The sequence below is a fragment of the Streptomyces sp. FXJ1.172 genome (genome assembly GCF_001636945.3).
Lineage (GTDB): Bacteria > Actinomycetota > Actinomycetes > Streptomycetales > Streptomycetaceae > Streptomyces.
Map to the genome: position 1 here is coordinate 3370567 of NZ_CP119133.2, position 16604 is coordinate 3387170.

Below are 16604 nucleotides of genomic sequence, written 5' to 3' on the forward strand. Positions count from 1 at the left end.
GGAGTCGTCCGTGGCCATCTCGGTCTTCGACCTGTTCTCGATCGGCATCGGACCGTCCAGCTCCCACACGGTCGGCCCGATGCGCGCGGCGCGCATGTTCGCCCGCCGCCTGCGCAATGAGGATCTGCTCGGCTCGGTCGCGGCCCTGCGCTGCGAGCTGTACGGCTCGCTCGGCGCGACCGGCCACGGCCACGGCACCCCGAAGGCGGTGCTGCTCGGCCTCGAGGGCGCCTCGCCGCGCACGGTGGACGTGGAGACGGCCGACGAGCGGGTGGAGGCGATCAAGGCCGCCGGCCGTCTGAAGGTGCTGGGCGAGCGCGAGATCCCGTTCTCCTTCGACGACGACCTGGTCCTGCACCGCCGCAAGGCCCTGCCGTACCACGCGAACGGCATGACGGTCCGGGCGTACGACGCCGCGGGCGCGGAGATCCTGTCGAAGACGTACTACTCGGTCGGCGGCGGCTTCGTCGTGGACGAGGACGCGGTCGGCGCGGACCGCATCGTGCTGGACGACACGGTCCTGAAGTACCCCTTCCGCACGGGCGACGAGCTGCTGCGCCTGACGAAGGAGACCGGCCTGTCGATCTCCTCGCTCATGCTGGAGAACGAGCGGGCCTGGCGCACCGAGGAGGAGATCCGCGCGGGCCTGCTGGAGATCTGGCGGGTGATGCGCGAGTGCGTCGGGCGCGGCATGTCCCGCGAGGGCATCCTGCCCGGCGGCCTCAAGGTCCGCCGCCGCGCGGCCGTCTCGGCCCGCCAGCTGCGCGCCGAGGGCGACCCGCTGGCGCACGCGATGGAGTGGATCACCCTCTACGCCATGGCGGTGAACGAGGAGAACGCGGCAGGCGGCCGGGTCGTCACCGCCCCCACGAACGGCGCGGCCGGCATCATCCCGGCGGTCCTGCACTACTACATCAACTTCGTGCCGGGTGCCGACGAGGACGGCGTGGTCCGCTTCCTGCTGGCGGCCGGCGCGATCGGCATGCTCTTCAAGGAGAACGCCTCCATCTCCGGCGCCGAGGTCGGCTGCCAGGGCGAGGTCGGCTCCGCCTGCTCCATGGCCGCGGGCGCACTCGCGGAGGTCCTCGGCGGCTCCCCCGAGCAGGTCGAGAACGCCGCCGAGATCGGCATGGAGCACAATCTGGGCCTGACCTGCGACCCGGTCGGCGGCCTGGTCCAGATCCCCTGCATCGAGCGCAACGGCATGGCCGCAGTGAAGGCGGTCACGGCGGCGAAGATGGCGATGCGCGGCGACGGCTCCCACAAGGTGTCCCTGGACAAGGTCATCAAGACCATGAAGGACACCGGCGCGGACATGTCCGTGAAGTACAAGGAGACGGCGCGGGGCGGGCTCGCGGTGAACATCATCGAGTGCTGACCTGGGCCGCACATGACGCCCGGCGCGGATCAGGCTGTGCGTCGCCCTTCCGCCGGCACCTGCTCGGTGGGGCGCCGCGGCCCCGCCGTGGGCTCGGGCGTCCGCAGGCGGAGCAGGACCGCGGCGGTGGCGAGCGCGGTGGCGACCCCTGCCACCAGCAGGCTGGTGTGCAGTCCGTCGACGAAGCCGGAGGCGAAGTACCGCTGTGCGGTAGGGAGGTTCAGGCCCGGGTGGGAGGGGGCGACTCCGTGCTGGGTGACGATGAGGTGGGCCGCGGTGCCGCGCTCGCCCGGGTCGAGTTCGCTGCCCGAGTGGGCGAGGCTCTGGGAGACGGAGAGTTCGGCGCGGGCGTTGAGCAGGGAGCCGAGGACGGCGATGCCCAGGGCCGTTCCCACCTGGCGGGTGGCGTTGACGGTGGAGGCGGCGGCCCCTGACCGCTCCCGGGGGACTGCGGCCATGGCGGCGGCGTTGGTGGGGGCGATGCCGAGTCCCATACCCAGGCCGAGAACCGCGAAAAGCACGCCCGCCTGCCCGTAGCCGGTGGTGGGAGTGAGCGTGAGCAGGCCCAGCAGGCCGACGCTGACCAGGCCGTAGCCCGCGGCCATCACTCCTCGGGGGCCGAAGCGGGCGGTCAGCTTGCCGGCCTGGGTCGAGCCGAGGGCGATGGCCGCCGAGTAGGGGAGGAACTTCACGCCGGTCATCGCCGCGCTGGTGTCCTGGACCTGCTGCAGGTAGAGCGACAGCAGGTAGAAGGTGCCGTAGGCGCCGAAGCCGAGCATGAACGACGCGATGTTGGTGATGACGAAGCGCGGGTTGCCGAAGAGCGGGACCGGCAGCATGGCACGGGGGGCGCGACGCTCGACGGCGACGAAGGCGAGGAAGGCGACGGCCGCCACGGCGAAAAGCGCCAGGTTCCGCGTCGCTGTCCAGCCGTCACGGCCGGCCTCGTTCACCGCGTAGGTGAGCGCCGCGAGCCAGACGATGCCGAGGATCTGGCCTGCGGGGTCGGCGGCCGCGTGCTCCGGGTCGGCGGACTCGGCGATGCCCTTGACGCCGGCGGTGAGGGCGATGAGACCGAGGGGCACGTTGATCAGGAAGATGGCGGGCCAGCCGACGGAGTCCGTGAGCGCTCCGCCGAGGAGGGGTCCGAGCACCACGGCCAGTGCGCTGCACGCGCCCCACAGGCCGATCATCCGCGCCCGCTTGGCCTGGTCCGGGAATCCCTGTGCCAGCAGCGACAGTGCTCCGGGGGTGACGGTGGAGGCTCCGGTGCCCTGCAGCAGCCGCCCCATCACCAGGGTGGTGGTGTCGGGCGCCGCCGCGCACAGCACCGAACTGAGAGTGAACAGGGTGAGCCCGGCCAGGAAGACCTTCTTGCGCCCGAAACGGTCGCCCAGCGCGCCGCCGGTGAGCATGAAGGCGGACAGGCACAAGGTGTAGCCGTCCACCACCCATTGGATGTCCGTGATCCGGGCGTGCAGGTGGCTCTGCACGGCCGGGAGCGCCACATTGACGACGCTCATGTCGAGCAGGGCCATGAAGGTTCCGAGGAAGACGGCCGTGATCAACCCGGCGGGACGGCGCTGTGCGGACACGCGTACTCCTGCTGCGACGATGATGAGCGAGGTGGCTGTGCGAACGCCGAGCGGGCACCACGGGGGGAATTGAGCCCGAGCGGCCGTGCCACCGTTCCATCTCAAGTCGCCTTGAAGTCAACGCCAACGAAACGGCATGGGGCAGGAACTCGCGGCAGGACGGCCTCCGGCCGGGTCAGACAGCGCGGATGTGGGCATCGATCTCCTCGCTCACCATCGGACAGTCGTCCGCGGGATGGTCGCGGGGGCAGCTGAGGTAGTGGGCGAGGTAGGCCCTCGCCCGGGTGAGGCGGTCGATCTGCTCGTCCATGGCAGCCATGCGGCCCCGTACGGTGTCCCGCCAGTGACCGGTTTCGGTCCGGCCGGCCAGCAGCGCCGCGATCTCGTCCAGGCTCATCATCCCGCTCTCCTGCCAGATCTGGATGAGCGCGATCCGCCGGAACTCCACGGGACCGTAGAGCCGCCGCCCCGACTGTCGTGCCGTCGGCTGAAGGACCCCGCGCTCCTCCCAGTAGCGCAGGGTGGAGGTGGCCAGCCCCAGCCGCGCCGCGACCTCGCCGATGGGCAGAAGATTCTCGTGCGTGTCCATGGCCGGCATCATCCATCCGGCTTGCTCACACGCGGTATCGGATAAGCGGCCACCCTGAGCCGGCCCGGGGCGGGCTTGCGGTGAACATCGTCGAGTGCTGAGGTGAACCCCGTGACGGGTGGGGCGGCGCGGGTGCGCGTACCGGTGGGCGAGGACGCGGAGCGATGGATCACGCGCGCGGGCTGCCGCCGCGTCCTGTTCGTCGTGCACAACGTGACGTCGGCGACGCGTCTGCTGGACGTCCTCCCGCTGTTCCACGGCGACCTGCGCCTCCAGATGGTCGCCACCTGCACCGGCTCGTCCCCGTTCCTGGCCGGTGTGCCCGAGCTGCTGGCGCGGGCGGGGCTGCCGGTCCTGCCCTGGGATCAGGCCAAGGACACCCCGTTCGACCTGGTGGTGTCCGCCAGCTACGGCGGTGAACTCGCCGCGCTCCAAGGCAAGTTGGCCGTCCTGTCACACGGGGCCGGATACAATAAGAGGCTGGCCACACCGGACACCGGACACCGGACACCGGACACCGGACACCCGTCGCCCGCGCCCGTCTTCGGCCTGTCGCCGGACTGGCTCCTGGACGACGGGCGGCCCCTGGCCACCGCCACCGTTCTCTCCCACCCGGAACAGCTGGACCGGCTGCGCTCGGGCTGTCCCGAGGCGGCGCCCACCGCGGTGCTCGCCGGGGACCCCTGCTACGACCGCGTTCTCGCCGCGCTCCCCCACCGCGACCTGTTCCGCCGCGCGCTCGGCGTGGGACCCGGCCAGCGGCTGATCGTCGTCAGCTCCACCTGGGCATCGCGTTCGCTCTTCGGCGGGGCCTGGGAGCCGGAGTCGGACGACCTGCTGCCCTGGCTGCTGTCCCGCCTGACCGCCGAGCTGCCGGCCGACGAGTACCGCACCGTCGCGGTCCTGCATCCGAACATCTGGTACGGCCACGGTCCCGGGCAGGTCCGTGCCTGGCTGGACAACGCGCGGCGGGCCGGACTCGACGCGATACCCCCGCTCGATGGGTGGCGGCAGGCCCTGATCGCCGCCGACTGCGTCCTCGGAGACCATTCGAGCGTCACGTACTACGCGGCGTCGATCGGCGTCCCCGTCCTCCTCGGGGCGTTCCCCCAGCAGGACCTCGACCCGCTCTCACCGGTCGCCGCCCTCGGCCGCGACGCCCCCCGGCTCGTGCGCCGGGGCAGCCTGCGCGCCCAGATCGACCGGGTCGTGGCGGCGCACGACCCCGGACGCTACAAGGAGCTTGCGGAGCAGGCCAGTTCGGCGCCGGGTGAGTCGGCCGCTCTGCTGCGCCGGCTGTTCTACGGCCTCATGGACCTCCCCGAGCCGGGCGGACGTCCCGCGCTGCTCGACCCGCTGCCGCTGCCGCCGTATCTGCCCGCCCGCCGGACCGCCCCGGTCCGTGTCCTCACCGGCGGCACCGGCTCGCATCCGCGGGAGGTCTCCGTCGTGCGGTACGCCGTCGCGGGCGCCGAGCCCGAACCGGACGTGCCCGGCGACTGCGCGCACACGGTGGTCGACGAGGAGACGCGGGAGACCGGCCGGCTGCGCGTCGCCGACGTCGTCGTACGGTACGCGGCCGGCGACGATCCGCGGCTCGGGCCGCCTGCCGCCTGGACGGCCGAGGCACTGGACCGCTACCCGTACTGCGCGCTGGCCGCCTACGTCGACGGTCCGGACCGGTGTGTCGTACGCACCCGGGACGGAGACCTCGTGCGGCTGTCCGCCGCCGCGGGCCCCGACGGGCGGGCCGACCTGTGCGATCCCGCCGCCTACGCCTCCGCGCTGCACGCCTGGCTCGCGAGCGGCCGGCCGCTGGACACGGCCGTTCCCGGGATCACCGTACGCACGGGTGCGACGACGCACCTCGTCGCCGTCGAACCGCTCTCCCCCACCGCGCCGTGAGCCGCGGACTCAGCCCTCCAGCTCGGCCAGCCGCGCCCGTACGCGGGCCAGGCCGATGTGGTTGTCGTGCTCCTCGTAGGCCGCGGCCGCCCGGCGCAGATCGTCCGCCTCCTGCGCCGGGCGGCCCGACAGGCGGTGACAGCGGGCCCGGGTCTCGACGGCGTCGGCCAGCTGCAGCCCCGCGCCCGCCTCGGTCATCGCCTCGACGGCCCCGTCCAGGCACACGCGCGCCTGCTCCGCGTCCCCCGCGTCCAGGTGGGCGTCGCCCAGGCTCATGTAGACCCGGCCCGCGTTGTAGGCGTCGCCGCCGCCCGGCAGGCGCCGGAACTGTGCGAGGGCGTCGTTCAGCCGGGCGACGGCGGCGGGGAAGTGCCGCTGCTTGGTCTGGGCGCGGCCGATGTGGTGTGCCAGCAGCGCCATGGCCCGCGGCACGTCGTCCCGTCCGTCCTCACCCGGGCCGATACGGCGCAGGATCTCCTGCGCGTCCTCGAAGCACCCCTGGGCCGCGGCGAACTCCCACTGCTTGAGACGCAGCAGCCCCAGCGCCTCGACGGCGGTCGCCTCACCGCGGTGGTGACCGCAGGCCCGGTCGGCCGCCCTGGCCTGTTCGAGGGCGTCCGCGGCCTGTGCCACCTGGCCGGATCCCAGGTGGCCGAAGGCGAGTTGGGTCCACATGCGGCCGACGGCGCGCGGGTCGCCGAACTCCGCCGCGCTGCGCCGGGCTGCCTCGACGCCGAGCAGATGCGTGTCGATCCACTGGGCGTGGAAGCCGAGCAGCAGGTGCAGGCCCCACATCGCCTCGCACAGCTGCCATACGAGGTCGTCGAAGCCGTGGTGTGCGGCGGCCCGGACGACGGCCGCCAGGTTCTCCCGCTCGGCCCGCAGTTCGGCCAGCGCGCGCTTGCCGTCCGCGGGGTCGCGGTGTTCCGGGAGGGCCAGTCCCCGGTAGGCGGGGCCCAGCCGCCAGCGCAGCGGCATGACCCGGAAGTCCGCGCCGGCCGCGAAGCGCAGCTGGGCGACCGCCACCCGGCGGACCGCGGCGGCCATCCGGCCGTGCCCGTCCTCCGCTTCCGCGAGCCCGTGGGCGTGCGCCCGGGTCAGGTCGTGGAACCGGTAGCGCTCCTCGCCGACCTCTTCCAGCAGGTGCGCCCGGGCCAGCTCCTCCAGCAGCACCCGCGCCTCGTCCTCGCCGACACCGGCGGCGTGCGCGGCGGTGAGGACGGTCACGGTCGGCCAGGGCCACACGGCGAGCGCACGGTAGAACGCGGCGCAGTCGGGGGTCAGTTCGCCGTAGGCGACGTCCTGGGCGAGACGGACGGGATCGGGTCCGGGTCCGGGATCCGCCGTACCGTCCGGGGTGCCTTCGCGCACGGCGGTGCCTTCCTCGTCGTGGCCCTGCATCCGGCCGGACAGCTGCTGGGCGACGCGTTCCCAGGTCAGCTGGTGCCGGACGGCGAGGCCGGCGCCCGTGGTGCACACCGCGAGGGGGATCCCGCCGGTGCCTTCCACCACGGCCCTGACCACGGCGTCCGGCGCGGACGGGCGGTCGCGGCCGGCGACCCGCCTGATCAGCGTGACGCAGTCCTCGGCCGACAGCGGCCCCAGCGTGTACGGCCGGGCACCGTGCTCGCCCACGAGACGCGGCAGGCGGTACCGGCCCGCCACCAGGACGAGGCACGTCGGCGAGGCCGGGAGCAGCGGGATGACCTGGGCGTCGTCAAGGGCGTTGTCCAGTACGACGATCAGGCGCCGGTCGGCGGTGCAGTCCCGGTACAGGTCCCGCTGCCGTGCCTCGTCCCCCGGCACCATGGCGCTCGGCACCCCGAGCCGCTCCAGGAAGCGCGCGAGCACGTCGGAGGGCGCGAGCGCCGTGCCCACCGACGCGCCGGCCAGGTCCGCGAACAGCACGCCGTCCGGAAACCGCTCCCGCAGCTCGTTCGCCACGTGGACGCAGGCGGCGGTCTTGCCGATGCCGGCCGGCCCGGTGAGGACCGCGACGACGGGCGCGCCGGGCGGGCGGCCCTCCTCGTCCAGCAGTGCCGTGAGCCACGCGAGGACCTCCGCGCGGTCGGTGAACGCGGCCGTCGTCGGCGGCAGCATCTGCGGACGGGAGGCACCGTGCGCCACGGCGGGTACGGTGCGGGGCGACAGCCATGAGGCGTCACGGACCCACTCGGTCACCTCGCGGGCGAACTCCGGTGATCTGCGGGCGAGTTCGAGCAGGTGCCGGGCCGCCTCGGTCTGCTCGGGCCCGGTGACGGGCAGCCTGGGCCGCTGCGAACCGTCCTGCGCGGACCGGGAGTCGTGCCCGGCGCGGCGGCCCCGGCTCAGCAGGTCGTAGAGGCGCTCGGAGGTCCGCCGGCCCGCATCGCCGCCCGCTCCGGACAGGGCACCCGACACGACCGTACCGACCGCGGTGACAGCCATGCCCATGAACGGTTCCACCTGGACTCCCCCAACTCGCCGTTGCGGTCATCGTATCGACGCGGTGCGGGCGCCAGGCCGGAACGACGGGCGGCGGGGTGATTGCCGGTCGAACGCGCGGTCGAGATCTTGGATCGGCGCGCACTGCCCGCGAGCCACGAAAATAAGATTGATCACGGAAAGGGGTCAAGTCGGTACATATCGCTACCATCGGTGTGGTGACCGACCTGCACACCGCGCTGTGGGGACTGCTGGGCAGCAGTGTCGCCGAAGCGCTCAACCTCTCCGCGCTCATGCGTCCGAGCGGTCCGCGCAGCCGCTGGCGCTGGCCGTGGCGCAACCGCGCCGACCGCCCGGTGATGCTGGTGGCCATCGGCCTGCGGCTGTTCGCCGGCTTCGGCCTCACCGCGGCACTGGGGAACTCGGGCCAACTGCCCAATGCCACCGCCGCCTTCGCCGTCGGCGTGACGACCCCGCTCGTCGTGGCCAGGTTCTTCCAGTCCATCCCCGTCTCCGGGCCGGGTGCGCCGCAGCATGCCGAGCCTCCGCTGCCCGCCGCACGGCAGGCGGGCGAGGACGACGAGGCACTGTCACGGCCCAGGGGATCCAATGCTGCAAACTGACACCTTCCTCGGCCGCCTGGTACTGGAGCTGGGGGCCCATCCCCCCGATGCGCCGCCGCCGGGAGGGGACCGGCTCGGCGCCCGGCTGGTGACGGCGCTGGCCGCACGGCCGCTTCCGGCGGTGGGCGCCACGGCCCTTGCACCGCCTCCGCGTCCTTGCCGGACGCCCTCGCGGACGAGATGGCTCCCCGGGCTGCTGACCAGCTGGCTCGTCGTACTGGCCTGCCTCACCTCCGCCGCCGTACAGGGCACGCTGCCGTCGCCGTGGCAGAGCGCGGCGCCGGAGCGTGCGGGCGCGGTACAGCCGGAGCGTTGGCGGCCGGACGCAGGGCAGCTCGGACGGGCCGGCGCGGCGGCGTTCACGCCGGACGGCCGGCGGCTCGTGACGGTCACCGGCTCCGGGGTTGACACCTGGGACCTGACGGAACCCGGGCATCCGGAACGCGTTCGCCTCGGGCGTGGCCCGGCCGGGGTGACGGCCCTCGGGATCAGCCCCGACGGCCGGACGCTCGTGACCGCGGGAGCGCGGGAGGTGCGCGCCCTGGCGATGGACTCGGGACGGCCGCGGTGGTCCCTCGAAGGCGTCACCGGGCAGGTCAAGGCCCTGCTGGTCACCGGGCACGACGTACTGCTGGCCGCCTCCGGCCGGGGCGGCGCCACGGAGCTGACCGAGCTGCGCCCGGGCCACGCGGGACCGCGTTCACCCGTCGCCCTGGCCGATCTGGCCGCAAGGGCGCGGGCGGCGCGGTTCTCGCCGGACGGGCGGACCCTCGCGCTCGCCGACACCTCCGGAGCCGTACGCCTGTGGAACCTGGTGGACCCGAGGCGTCCACGAGCGGCAGGCCCCCCCTTCGCCCCCGGCGGCAGGGACGTCGACTCCCTCGCCTTCAGCCCGGACGGCCGGGTGCTGGCCACGGTGAACGGCGGCAGAGCCGTGCGCCTTTGGGACGTGTCCGACGCCGCGCACCCCCGCTGCCTCGGGCGCCCCCTCACCGGTGCCGAGCAGGTCACCGGCGTCGCCTTCAGCCCGGACGCCCGGCTCGTGGCCACGGTGAGCGCAGCGGGAACGGCGAGCCTGTGGAGACGCGGGCCCGCCGCCGGCCGCTGACACTCCGCCACGGACCGCCGGACGACGTACGCCGGGCTCGCGAGGGCGGCCCGGCGGTCCGGCGGTCCGGCGCGCTTCGGGGGCGCGCGGCGCGTCCGCGGACGCGCCAGGAGCAGCTGATGTTCCTCCGGGGGCTACCGGATAGTAACCGCTTTCTCCTACGCTGCCGCCAACTCGACGGCAGCACAGGGGAGTTCAGGCATGCGGGTGATGAGACGGCTTGCGGCGCTCGTGGGAGCGGCGGCACTGCTGGCGGTGGTACCGGGCAACGCCCACGCGGCGTCGGCGAAGTTCTCCGAGACGACGGCGATCGGCACGCACAACGCGTACGACAAGTCCAAGTACACGTACTTCGCCCAGGCGCTGGACTCCGGTGCCTCGCTGCTCGAGATCGACATCTACGCGGACAGCCTGAACAAGCGGTGGCGGGTGAGCCACAGCAACCCGATAGGCAACGACAACAACTGCGAGGACGCGAAGACCCCGGGCGAGCTGTACAGCAAGGACCGCAACCAGGACTTCGGCAGCTGCCTGGACAACATCGCGGCCTGGAACCAGCTCCACCCCGACCACCCGCCCATCGTCTTCAAGACAGAGATGAAGGCCGGGTTCAACAACGACGCCGGACTCGGCCCGGACGAGTTCGACACGCTGATCAGCCAGAAGCTCGGCAGCAGCGTCTACAAGCCGTCCGACCTGCTGGGTTCGTCGTACTCGACGCTGGACGCGGCGGCGAAGGCGAACGCCTGGCCGGGCCGGGACTCCCTCAGGGGCAAGTTCGTCTTCGAGGTGATCCCGGGCACCGTGGAGATGAACAACCCGTTCGACCACTACTGGACGGACCAGGAGTACGGCGACCACCTGCGCGACCTGTACGCCGCAGGGAACATCGCGCGGGCCGAGGCCTTCCCCGCGGTGCTGGGCGCGGCGGGCGGTGACCCGCGGGCGAGCCGCTGGACCTCCGACACCTCGATCCGCCCCTGGTTCGTGTTCTTCGACGGCGACGCGGCGACGTACGTCAACAACGGCTACGACACGTCGTTCTACTCCGCGAACCACTACATCCTGATCATGACGGACGCCTACGCCGTGTCCCCGGCGATCTCCTCCACCGCCCCGACGGACGCCGAAGTCGCCGCCAGGCTGGCGCTGCTGGCCGGGGACCACGCGAGCATCATCACCTCGGACTGGTCGTCGAAGCCGGCCTCGGTACTCAGTTCGGTGGTCACCCGGAGCTGACGTTCCCCCGCGCGGGGCGGATCGGGCGTGCCATCGTGGGGCATCACTCAACCAGCAGCTCCAGCTCCTTACCCCCACCGGCACTTCGAGGAGTCCCCACATGCTCCGCGGCATCGATGTCAGCGCGTACCAGTCGTCCTCGTACGACACGAGCGGCCTCTCCTTCGCCTTCGTCAAGGCGACGGAGGGCCGTTCGTACACCAGCCCCCACGCCGCCACCCAGGCGAAGACCGCCCGTGACGCCGGCCTGGTCGTGGGCTTCTACCACTTCCTGTGGCCCGGCGACCTGACCGCCCAGGCCGAGTACTTCGTGACCAAGGCCCCGTCGAGGGCGGGCGACATCCTCGCCGTCGACTGGGAGACCACCGGCGACGGCACCCACGCGAGCAACGCGGAGAAGGACGCCTTCATCAGGAAGGTGAAGTCCCTGCGCCCGGCCCACCGGGTCATCCTGTACACGAACCGCGACTTCTGGCTCAACATCGACACCACGTCCTACGCCGGCGACGGCCTCTGGATCGCCGACTACGTCACAGCGGGCCACCCCCGCATCAAGGCGAAGTGGCGCTTCCACCAGTACACCAGCGATCCGCACGACAAGGACGTGGCCGACTTCCCGTCCAAGGCGGCGCTGCAGCAGTGGGCCGACGGCTGAGGACGGCCGCACCGGCCCGCGGTGGCGGCGGCCGTCAGCCCCGGAAGCCCGCCGGGCGCTCCGGAGAGGCCTCGGCGAGTGCCTTCTCGACGGCCTCCGTGCCGGCCTGGAGGCCGTAGACCGGGCTGTCCGGCTGCTGGCGCCAGGAGTCGTCGATGCCGCCCGCGTCGACGGTGTCGAAGCCGAGTTCGTCGATCAGGGCGCGGACCTTGGCCTTGGCCGCCGCGTCGTCACCGGCCACCGGGAGGGCCATCCGGTCGGCGGCGCCCCGGGGACGGGGCCGGTCCAGGATGTCCGCCGCGTAGGTGCCGTTGAAGGCCTTGACGACCGGGTGGCCGAGGTGCTGCTCGGTCCAGCGGCTCTCGGTCAGGCCCTCGTCCTCGATCGCGGCGATACGGCCGTCGCGCTGCTGCGGGTAGTAGTTGCCGGTGTCGATCACCACGGCCCCCTCGGCCATCCCGTCCAGCAGGCCGGAGGGAAGGCTCGGGACCGCCTTCAGCGGGACGGTGACGACCACCACCTCGGCGCCCTTGGCCGCGTCCTGCGCGCGGACCGCGGTCGCGCCCGTCTCCTCGGCCAGTTCCCTGAGGGTCTCGGGGCCTCGGGAGTTGGCCACGGAGACGTCGTGGCCGAGGGCGGTGAGCCTGCGGGTGAGGTTGCCGCCGATGTTGCCCGCACCGATGATGCCGATCTTCATGACAGGCCTTCCGGAGTGATTTTCCATGCATGTGCATGCTTCGGTCACCCCCGACAACCCCTTCGCCGCGGGCCCTATTCCGGGACTCCGGCATTCGTGTGCATCCGGTTCACAGACGTACGACGAGGGGGTGCCCCGGCCGGTGCGGCCGGGGCACCCCCTCGGGCGCGTCACCCGCGCATCACTTGTTCAGGTAGGCCCAGAACTCGTCGAACGACAGGACCTTGTCGCCGTTGAGGTCGCGCTGCTTGATGATGGCCGCAGCCACCTCCTCGGTGACGTTCCAGTCGCCTCCCTCGGCCAGCGCGTGCTTGAACTCGGCGGCGGTGATGAATCCGTCCCCGTTCGCGTCGATCCGCTCGAACTGCTTGCGTGCTTCCTCGATGTCCGCCACCGATCCGCCCCTTTTGTTCGTGTTTCTTGTGCCGTGCAGGCGTACTGACGCTGGTCAGATTAACGGCCCGGCCAGGCCTTCAGCGCCGCGACCACCCAGCCGAACTCCTCCTGGAACCTCGGCGGCTCCGGGCTGCCCTTGATCACGGCCGCCAACTCCCGGTAGCGGACGACCTCGTCGCCGAGGTCGATACGGCGGAGCACGGCGGCGCGGTCGGTACCCTCGCCGAACAGTTCGACCAGGACCGCGTCCGCCTCGGGCGACTCGGGTGCCACCCCTGCCTCCCGGGCGGCACCGGCCAGCTCCACCAGCCGCTGGAAGAACCGCGCCGAAGAGCCGGGCGGGGTGCCGGGAGCGCGGTCGGCCGCGTTGAACTCGATCATCTTGCGCATCGCGGCACGGAAACCCGGGTTCTGGAGCAGTTCCGCCAGCTCCACCCAGGCGTCGACCTGCTCCGGCGTGGGGTCATCCGGCAACTGCACGCCGATGCTGCGGGTCCGCTCGCGGATCCACGGGTCGGCCGTGTCGAGCCCGTGGAAGATCTCCTCCACGAAGTCGTCCACGATGCGCTGCCGCTGCGCTGCGGACAGCCGGGCCAGTTTGTTCATCAGGGTCATCTCCTCGGCGCTCGAACCTCTCCGGGCGACCGTCGACAGCACGGCCCGGGTCACCTTCAGCGCCCTGATCTGCGCGTCCAGCGCCACCACATGGGTGGCCGCCACCTCGGCCACCGAACGCTCCCCGGCCAGCACCCGGCGTACGTCCGTCAGGCCGAGCCCCAGCTCGCGCAGGGTGCGGATCAGCTCCAGGCGGGCGACGCCGGCGCTGTCGTAGAGCCGGTAGCCGCCCGGGGAGCGGGTCACCGGGGTGAGCACGCCCTCGTCAGACCAGTAGCGGATGGTGCGCACGGTCAGCCCGGTCGCCCGGGCCAGTTCGCCGATGGTGAGGAGTCCGGTGCCGTCGTCGGTCATGTCCGGGAGTCTGCGCCTTCCAGCGGGTGGAGACTCAAGGAGCGGGGAACGCCCGCGGCATGCGGGCGTTCCAGGCGGCCGGTTACCGCGCGGTGGGCTCGGAGGCGCTGCCGCCGCAGCGGCGCCCGGGCCCGGTCAGCGGAAGACGCCGGTGTGGCCGAGCGAGTAGCGGCCCGGCTGCGGGTAGACGGCGAGGCCGTGCGGGCCGCTGCCGACCTTGATGCGGGCCAGCTGCCTGCCGGTCCGGGTGTCGATGGCGTACACCTCGGAGTTGTAGCGGCCGGACAGCCACAGCACCTTGCCGTCGGCCGAGACACCGCCCATGTCGGGGCTGCCGCCGCCGGGCAGCCGCCACTTCATGGTGAGCTTGTCCTGGGCGAAGTCGAAGACGGAGATGGTGCCCTCGCCCCGGTTGGAGATGTACATCTCGCGGGAGTCGCGGCTGACGTAGAGGCCGTGGCAGCCCTTGCCGGTGTAGAGGAAGCGGGGCTTGGTGAAGTTGTCGCCGTCGAGGATCCACAGGCCGTTCGCGACCATGTCGGCGACGTAGAACAGCTTGCCGTCCGGGGAGATCTTGACGTCCTGCGGCATGGCTCCGCGGTACGGCAGCTTCTGGTGGTCGACGACCTCCATCCGCGCGGTGTCGACCTTGAGCAGATCGCCGCTGAACTCGCAGGAGACGATGAAGTAGCGGCCGTCCGGGGAGAAGTCGGCGTGGTTGACGCCGTAGCAGTGCACCGGGAGGGTCTTGACGACCTTCATGGTGTGCGCGTCACGGAAGACCAGCTCGCGGTCCATGGAGGCCATGACGACGGCGTACCTGCCGTCGGGCGTGAAGTACAGGTTGTACGGGTCGTGCACGGGGACCGGTTTGCCGGGCTCGCCGGTCCTGGGGTCGATCGGGGTGAGGCTGTTGCCGAGGTCGTTGTTGACCCACAGGGTCTTCAGGTCCCAGGACGGCACGACGTGCTGCGGCTGGCGGCCGACCGGGAAGGTGTCGATGACCTTGTACGTCTTCGGGTCGATGACGGTGACGGTGTTGGAGTTGGTGTTGGGGACGTACACCCGGGAGGGGAAGTCCTTGACGACCGGGGAGAGCTGGCCCGGCCGGTCGGCGGCGTAGAGATCCTCCGGGTTCTCGACCGGGGGCATCCCGGGCAGCACGTCCACCCGTTTCTGGTTCACCTGCGGCTGGGCCGGCGGCTTGCTGCCGAGGGCCTCGTCGTGGCCTTTCGAGGATCCGGAACTGCACGCGGACAGCAGCGTCAGGGCGGTGAGGGCGGCGCCTGCGGCCAGCAGCCGGGCGGCTTTCGTGGTTCGCATCAGCTCAGCAGCTCCGTGGTGGTGACCGCGCGCAGCTTGCGGCGGTCGAGTTCGTGGAGGACGTCGGGCAGGGCGGCGACGGTGCCCGGGTACCCGAAGTGCATGCTCACTACCGACCCGTTCCTGACTTCGGCGAGAACCTTGCGGGTGATGGCGGCGGCGCCGGGGCTGGTGTAGTCGAGCGAGTCGACGTCGTACGACAGCACGTGCGGGTAGCCGGCCTCGCGGGCGAGCCGGGCGACCAGCGGCGAGGCGGTCGGGGACCGGGAGGGCCGGAACCAGGTCCCGATGGATCCGGTGAGCCGCTTGAGGCGGTCCGCGCAGTCGGTGATCTCCTTGCGGGCCGCGGCCTCGGCCATGGTGTTGACGGAGATGTGCCGCTGGGTGTGGTTGCCGAGGTCGTGGCCGCCGTCGAGGATCCGGCGGGCGACATCGGGGTGTTCGTCCAGCCAGGTGCCGACGGCGAGCACGGTGAGGCGGGCGCCGTGCTGCTCGGCCGTGCTCAGCAGGGAGTGGGCGATGCCGGGGTCGCCCTGGCCGTGGAAGGTGAGGGCGACCTGGGGGCGGGTGCGCGGGCCGTGGGTGATCTGGGCGGGCAGGCCGGGATAGGCGCGGGGGGCGGGGGCGGCCTGGGCGCCGGCCGACGGGTGGCCGGAGGCGCGGGCGGCGGACGGGGACGCGGAACCCGGGGTGGTGGGCGCGGCGGTCTGGCCCGCACCGCAACCGGCGGCGAGCGCGCCGCCGGCGACGAGTCCGGCGCCCGCACGCAGCACCTCGCGTCGGTTGGAAGTGGTCACCCGAACCATTTAAGGCGCGTTTGGTAAGAAAACCGCCGATTACCCCGAAAGGGCGACGGTTTCGGGTCGCCGTATGGACGTGGCAAGGGCGGCGTCACGCCCTTGTCACCGGTCGGCCACCCGCATCTCGAACCATGTCGTCTTGCCCCGCGGCAGCAGGTCGACGCCCCAGCGGTCGGAGAGCTTGTCCACGAGGAACAGTCCGCGGCCGCTGACGTCCAGCTCCTGAACCGGCATCAGACACGGCAGCCCGCGCGAGGGGTCGCGGACCTCGACCCGGATCCGGCCGGGGCGGCAGCGCATCCTGAGACCGAAGACCCGGGCGCCGGTGTGCCGTACGGCGTTGCCGACGAGTTCGGACACGAGTAAGACCGTGTCCTCGGCCAGCTTGGGGGTCAGCCGCCAGGTGCGCAGTACGACGACCTGGGTGAGCCGGCGGGCGGTGGCCGCGGACTCCGGGCGGGACGGCAGGGGTACCTCCACCTCCGCCGGGTTGCCGAACAGTTCGAGCGCCTTGAGCGCCTGTTCGTCCTCGACCCCGGGCGACCAGCGTGCCGCGGCCGCACGACTGTGTCCCCGTGGCTGTTCAATGCCCTCCAGCCCCGCCATGCCCCCATGATGGCCGTCCGGAGGCGTCTTGGGGGCCGTTCCGGAGGAATACGCCCCCCACGCGCCCCCGTGCCCCACTCTGCGCCCGGCATATGCCGACGGCACGTCGACCTCTGGTGTGACCCGGTTGACCTGCGCGGACGGCTCGCTTCCGGGCAATCGCCGGGCTCCCTCGACAGAGCGGGCTTAAGGCTGCCTTAAGGCTCCCATAAACCGCTCCATCGGGGGACCCGGACGAGACGACGCGTCAATTGCAAGGAGGACTGCGTGAGTTGCGGGGAAGCTCACACCTGTGAC

At 72.3% G+C, this 16604-nt stretch carries 15 protein-coding genes and 1 pseudogene; 7 read left to right on the top strand and 9 right to left on the bottom strand.

Annotated elements, in window-relative coordinates; all coding sequences use genetic code 11:
- Nucleotides 1-10 precede the first annotated feature (10 nt).
- Nucleotides 11-1378, top strand: coding sequence for an L-serine ammonia-lyase (locus tag A6P39_RS14785; protein WP_067055978.1), 1368 nt, complete (start codon nt 11-13; stop codon nt 1376-1378).
- A 29-nt stretch (nt 1379-1407) separates the two neighbouring features.
- On the opposite strand, the gene A6P39_RS14790 is transcribed toward A6P39_RS14785, so the two are convergent.
- Nucleotides 1408-2973 (bottom strand): MFS transporter, encoded by a 1566-nt coding sequence (locus tag A6P39_RS14790; RefSeq protein WP_159396208.1) that lies wholly within the window; start codon nt 2971-2973, stop codon nt 1408-1410.
- Between the two features lie 175 nt (nt 2974-3148).
- The gene (locus A6P39_RS14795; RefSeq protein WP_067056047.1) at nt 3149-3562 is read right to left on the bottom strand and encodes a MerR family transcriptional regulator; all 414 of its coding nucleotides are present in this window, start codon (nt 3560-3562) and stop codon (nt 3149-3151) included.
- A 111-nt stretch (nt 3563-3673) separates the two neighbouring features.
- On the opposite strand from A6P39_RS14795, the gene A6P39_RS14800 reads away from it, so the two are divergent.
- The gene (locus A6P39_RS14800) at nt 3674-5467 is read left to right on the top strand and encodes a hypothetical protein (protein ID WP_107304541.1); all 1794 of its coding nucleotides are present in this window, start codon (nt 3674-3676) and stop codon (nt 5465-5467) included.
- Nucleotides 5468-5476: 9 nt separating this feature from the next.
- Here A6P39_RS14800 and A6P39_RS14805 read toward each other — a convergent pair whose 3' ends face one another.
- Nucleotides 5477-7894, bottom strand: coding sequence for an NB-ARC domain-containing protein (locus A6P39_RS14805; protein ID WP_234379277.1), 2418 nt, complete (start codon nt 7892-7894; stop codon nt 5477-5479).
- 215 nt (nt 7895-8109) lie between these two features.
- Here A6P39_RS14805 and A6P39_RS14810 point away from each other — a divergent pair, with 215 nt between their 5' ends.
- The 4 genes from A6P39_RS14810 (at nt 8110) to A6P39_RS14825 (ending at nt 11516) form a co-directional block, all read left to right on the top strand.
- Entirely contained in the window at nt 8110-8514 is a 405-nt protein-coding gene (locus A6P39_RS14810) for a hypothetical protein (protein WP_159396209.1), read from the top strand.
- Nucleotides 8501-9622 (top strand): WD40 repeat domain-containing protein, encoded by a 1122-nt coding sequence (locus tag A6P39_RS14815; RefSeq protein WP_067055987.1) that lies wholly within the window; start codon nt 8501-8503, stop codon nt 9620-9622. The genes A6P39_RS14810 and A6P39_RS14815 overlap by 14 nt, the downstream gene beginning before the upstream one ends.
- 201 nt (nt 9623-9823) lie before the next feature.
- Complete coding sequence (locus A6P39_RS14820; protein WP_067055990.1) at nt 9824-10861, top strand: phosphatidylinositol-specific phospholipase C domain-containing protein; 1038 nt, start codon at nt 9824-9826, stop codon at nt 10859-10861.
- 100 nt (nt 10862-10961) lie between these two features.
- A complete protein-coding gene (locus A6P39_RS14825; RefSeq protein WP_067055993.1) occupies nt 10962-11516 on the top strand; it encodes a glycoside hydrolase family 25 protein in 555 nt (184 codons plus the stop codon).
- Nucleotides 11517-11550: 34 nt separating this feature from the next.
- Here A6P39_RS14825 and A6P39_RS14830 read toward each other — a convergent pair whose 3' ends face one another.
- The 3 genes from A6P39_RS14830 to A6P39_RS14840 form a co-directional block, all read right to left on the bottom strand.
- Nucleotides 11551-12213 carry an NADPH-dependent F420 reductase gene (locus tag A6P39_RS14830; RefSeq protein ID WP_067055996.1) on the bottom strand — a complete coding sequence of 221 codons (663 nt, stop codon included), beginning with the start codon at nt 12211-12213 and terminating at the stop codon, nt 11551-11553.
- A 181-nt stretch (nt 12214-12394) separates the two neighbouring features.
- Entirely contained in the window at nt 12395-12607 is a 213-nt protein-coding gene (locus tag A6P39_RS14835) for an EF-hand domain-containing protein (protein WP_067055999.1), read from the bottom strand.
- A 59-nt stretch (nt 12608-12666) separates the two neighbouring features.
- Nucleotides 12667-13578 (bottom strand): helix-turn-helix domain-containing protein, encoded by a 912-nt coding sequence (locus A6P39_RS14840; protein ID WP_067056002.1) that lies wholly within the window; start codon nt 13576-13578, stop codon nt 12667-12669.
- A gap of 35 nt (nt 13579-13613) precedes the next feature.
- Here A6P39_RS14840 and A6P39_RS45505 point away from each other — a divergent pair.
- Nucleotides 13614-13688: pseudogene (locus A6P39_RS45505) on the top strand (GNAT family N-acetyltransferase); the annotation flags it as partial.
- A gap of 25 nt (nt 13689-13713) precedes the next feature.
- Here the strand turns inward: A6P39_RS45505 and A6P39_RS14845 are convergent.
- The 3 genes from A6P39_RS14845 to A6P39_RS14855 all read right to left on the bottom strand — a co-directional run bounded on the left by A6P39_RS14845 (nt 13714) and on the right by A6P39_RS14855 (nt 16412).
- A complete protein-coding gene (locus A6P39_RS14845; RefSeq protein WP_067056005.1) occupies nt 13714-14901 on the bottom strand; it encodes a YncE family protein in 1188 nt (395 codons plus the stop codon).
- Nucleotides 14901-15707, bottom strand: a complete 807-nt coding sequence (locus A6P39_RS14850) for a polysaccharide deacetylase family protein (RefSeq protein WP_067056008.1) — start codon at nt 15705-15707, stop codon at nt 14901-14903. The genes A6P39_RS14845 and A6P39_RS14850 overlap by 1 nt, the downstream gene beginning before the upstream one ends.
- 96 nt (nt 15708-15803) lie before the next feature.
- Complete coding sequence (locus A6P39_RS14855) at nt 15804-16412, bottom strand: ATP-binding protein (RefSeq protein ID WP_079133830.1); 609 nt, start codon at nt 16410-16412, stop codon at nt 15804-15806.
- Nucleotides 16413-16604: the final 192 nt, after the last annotated feature.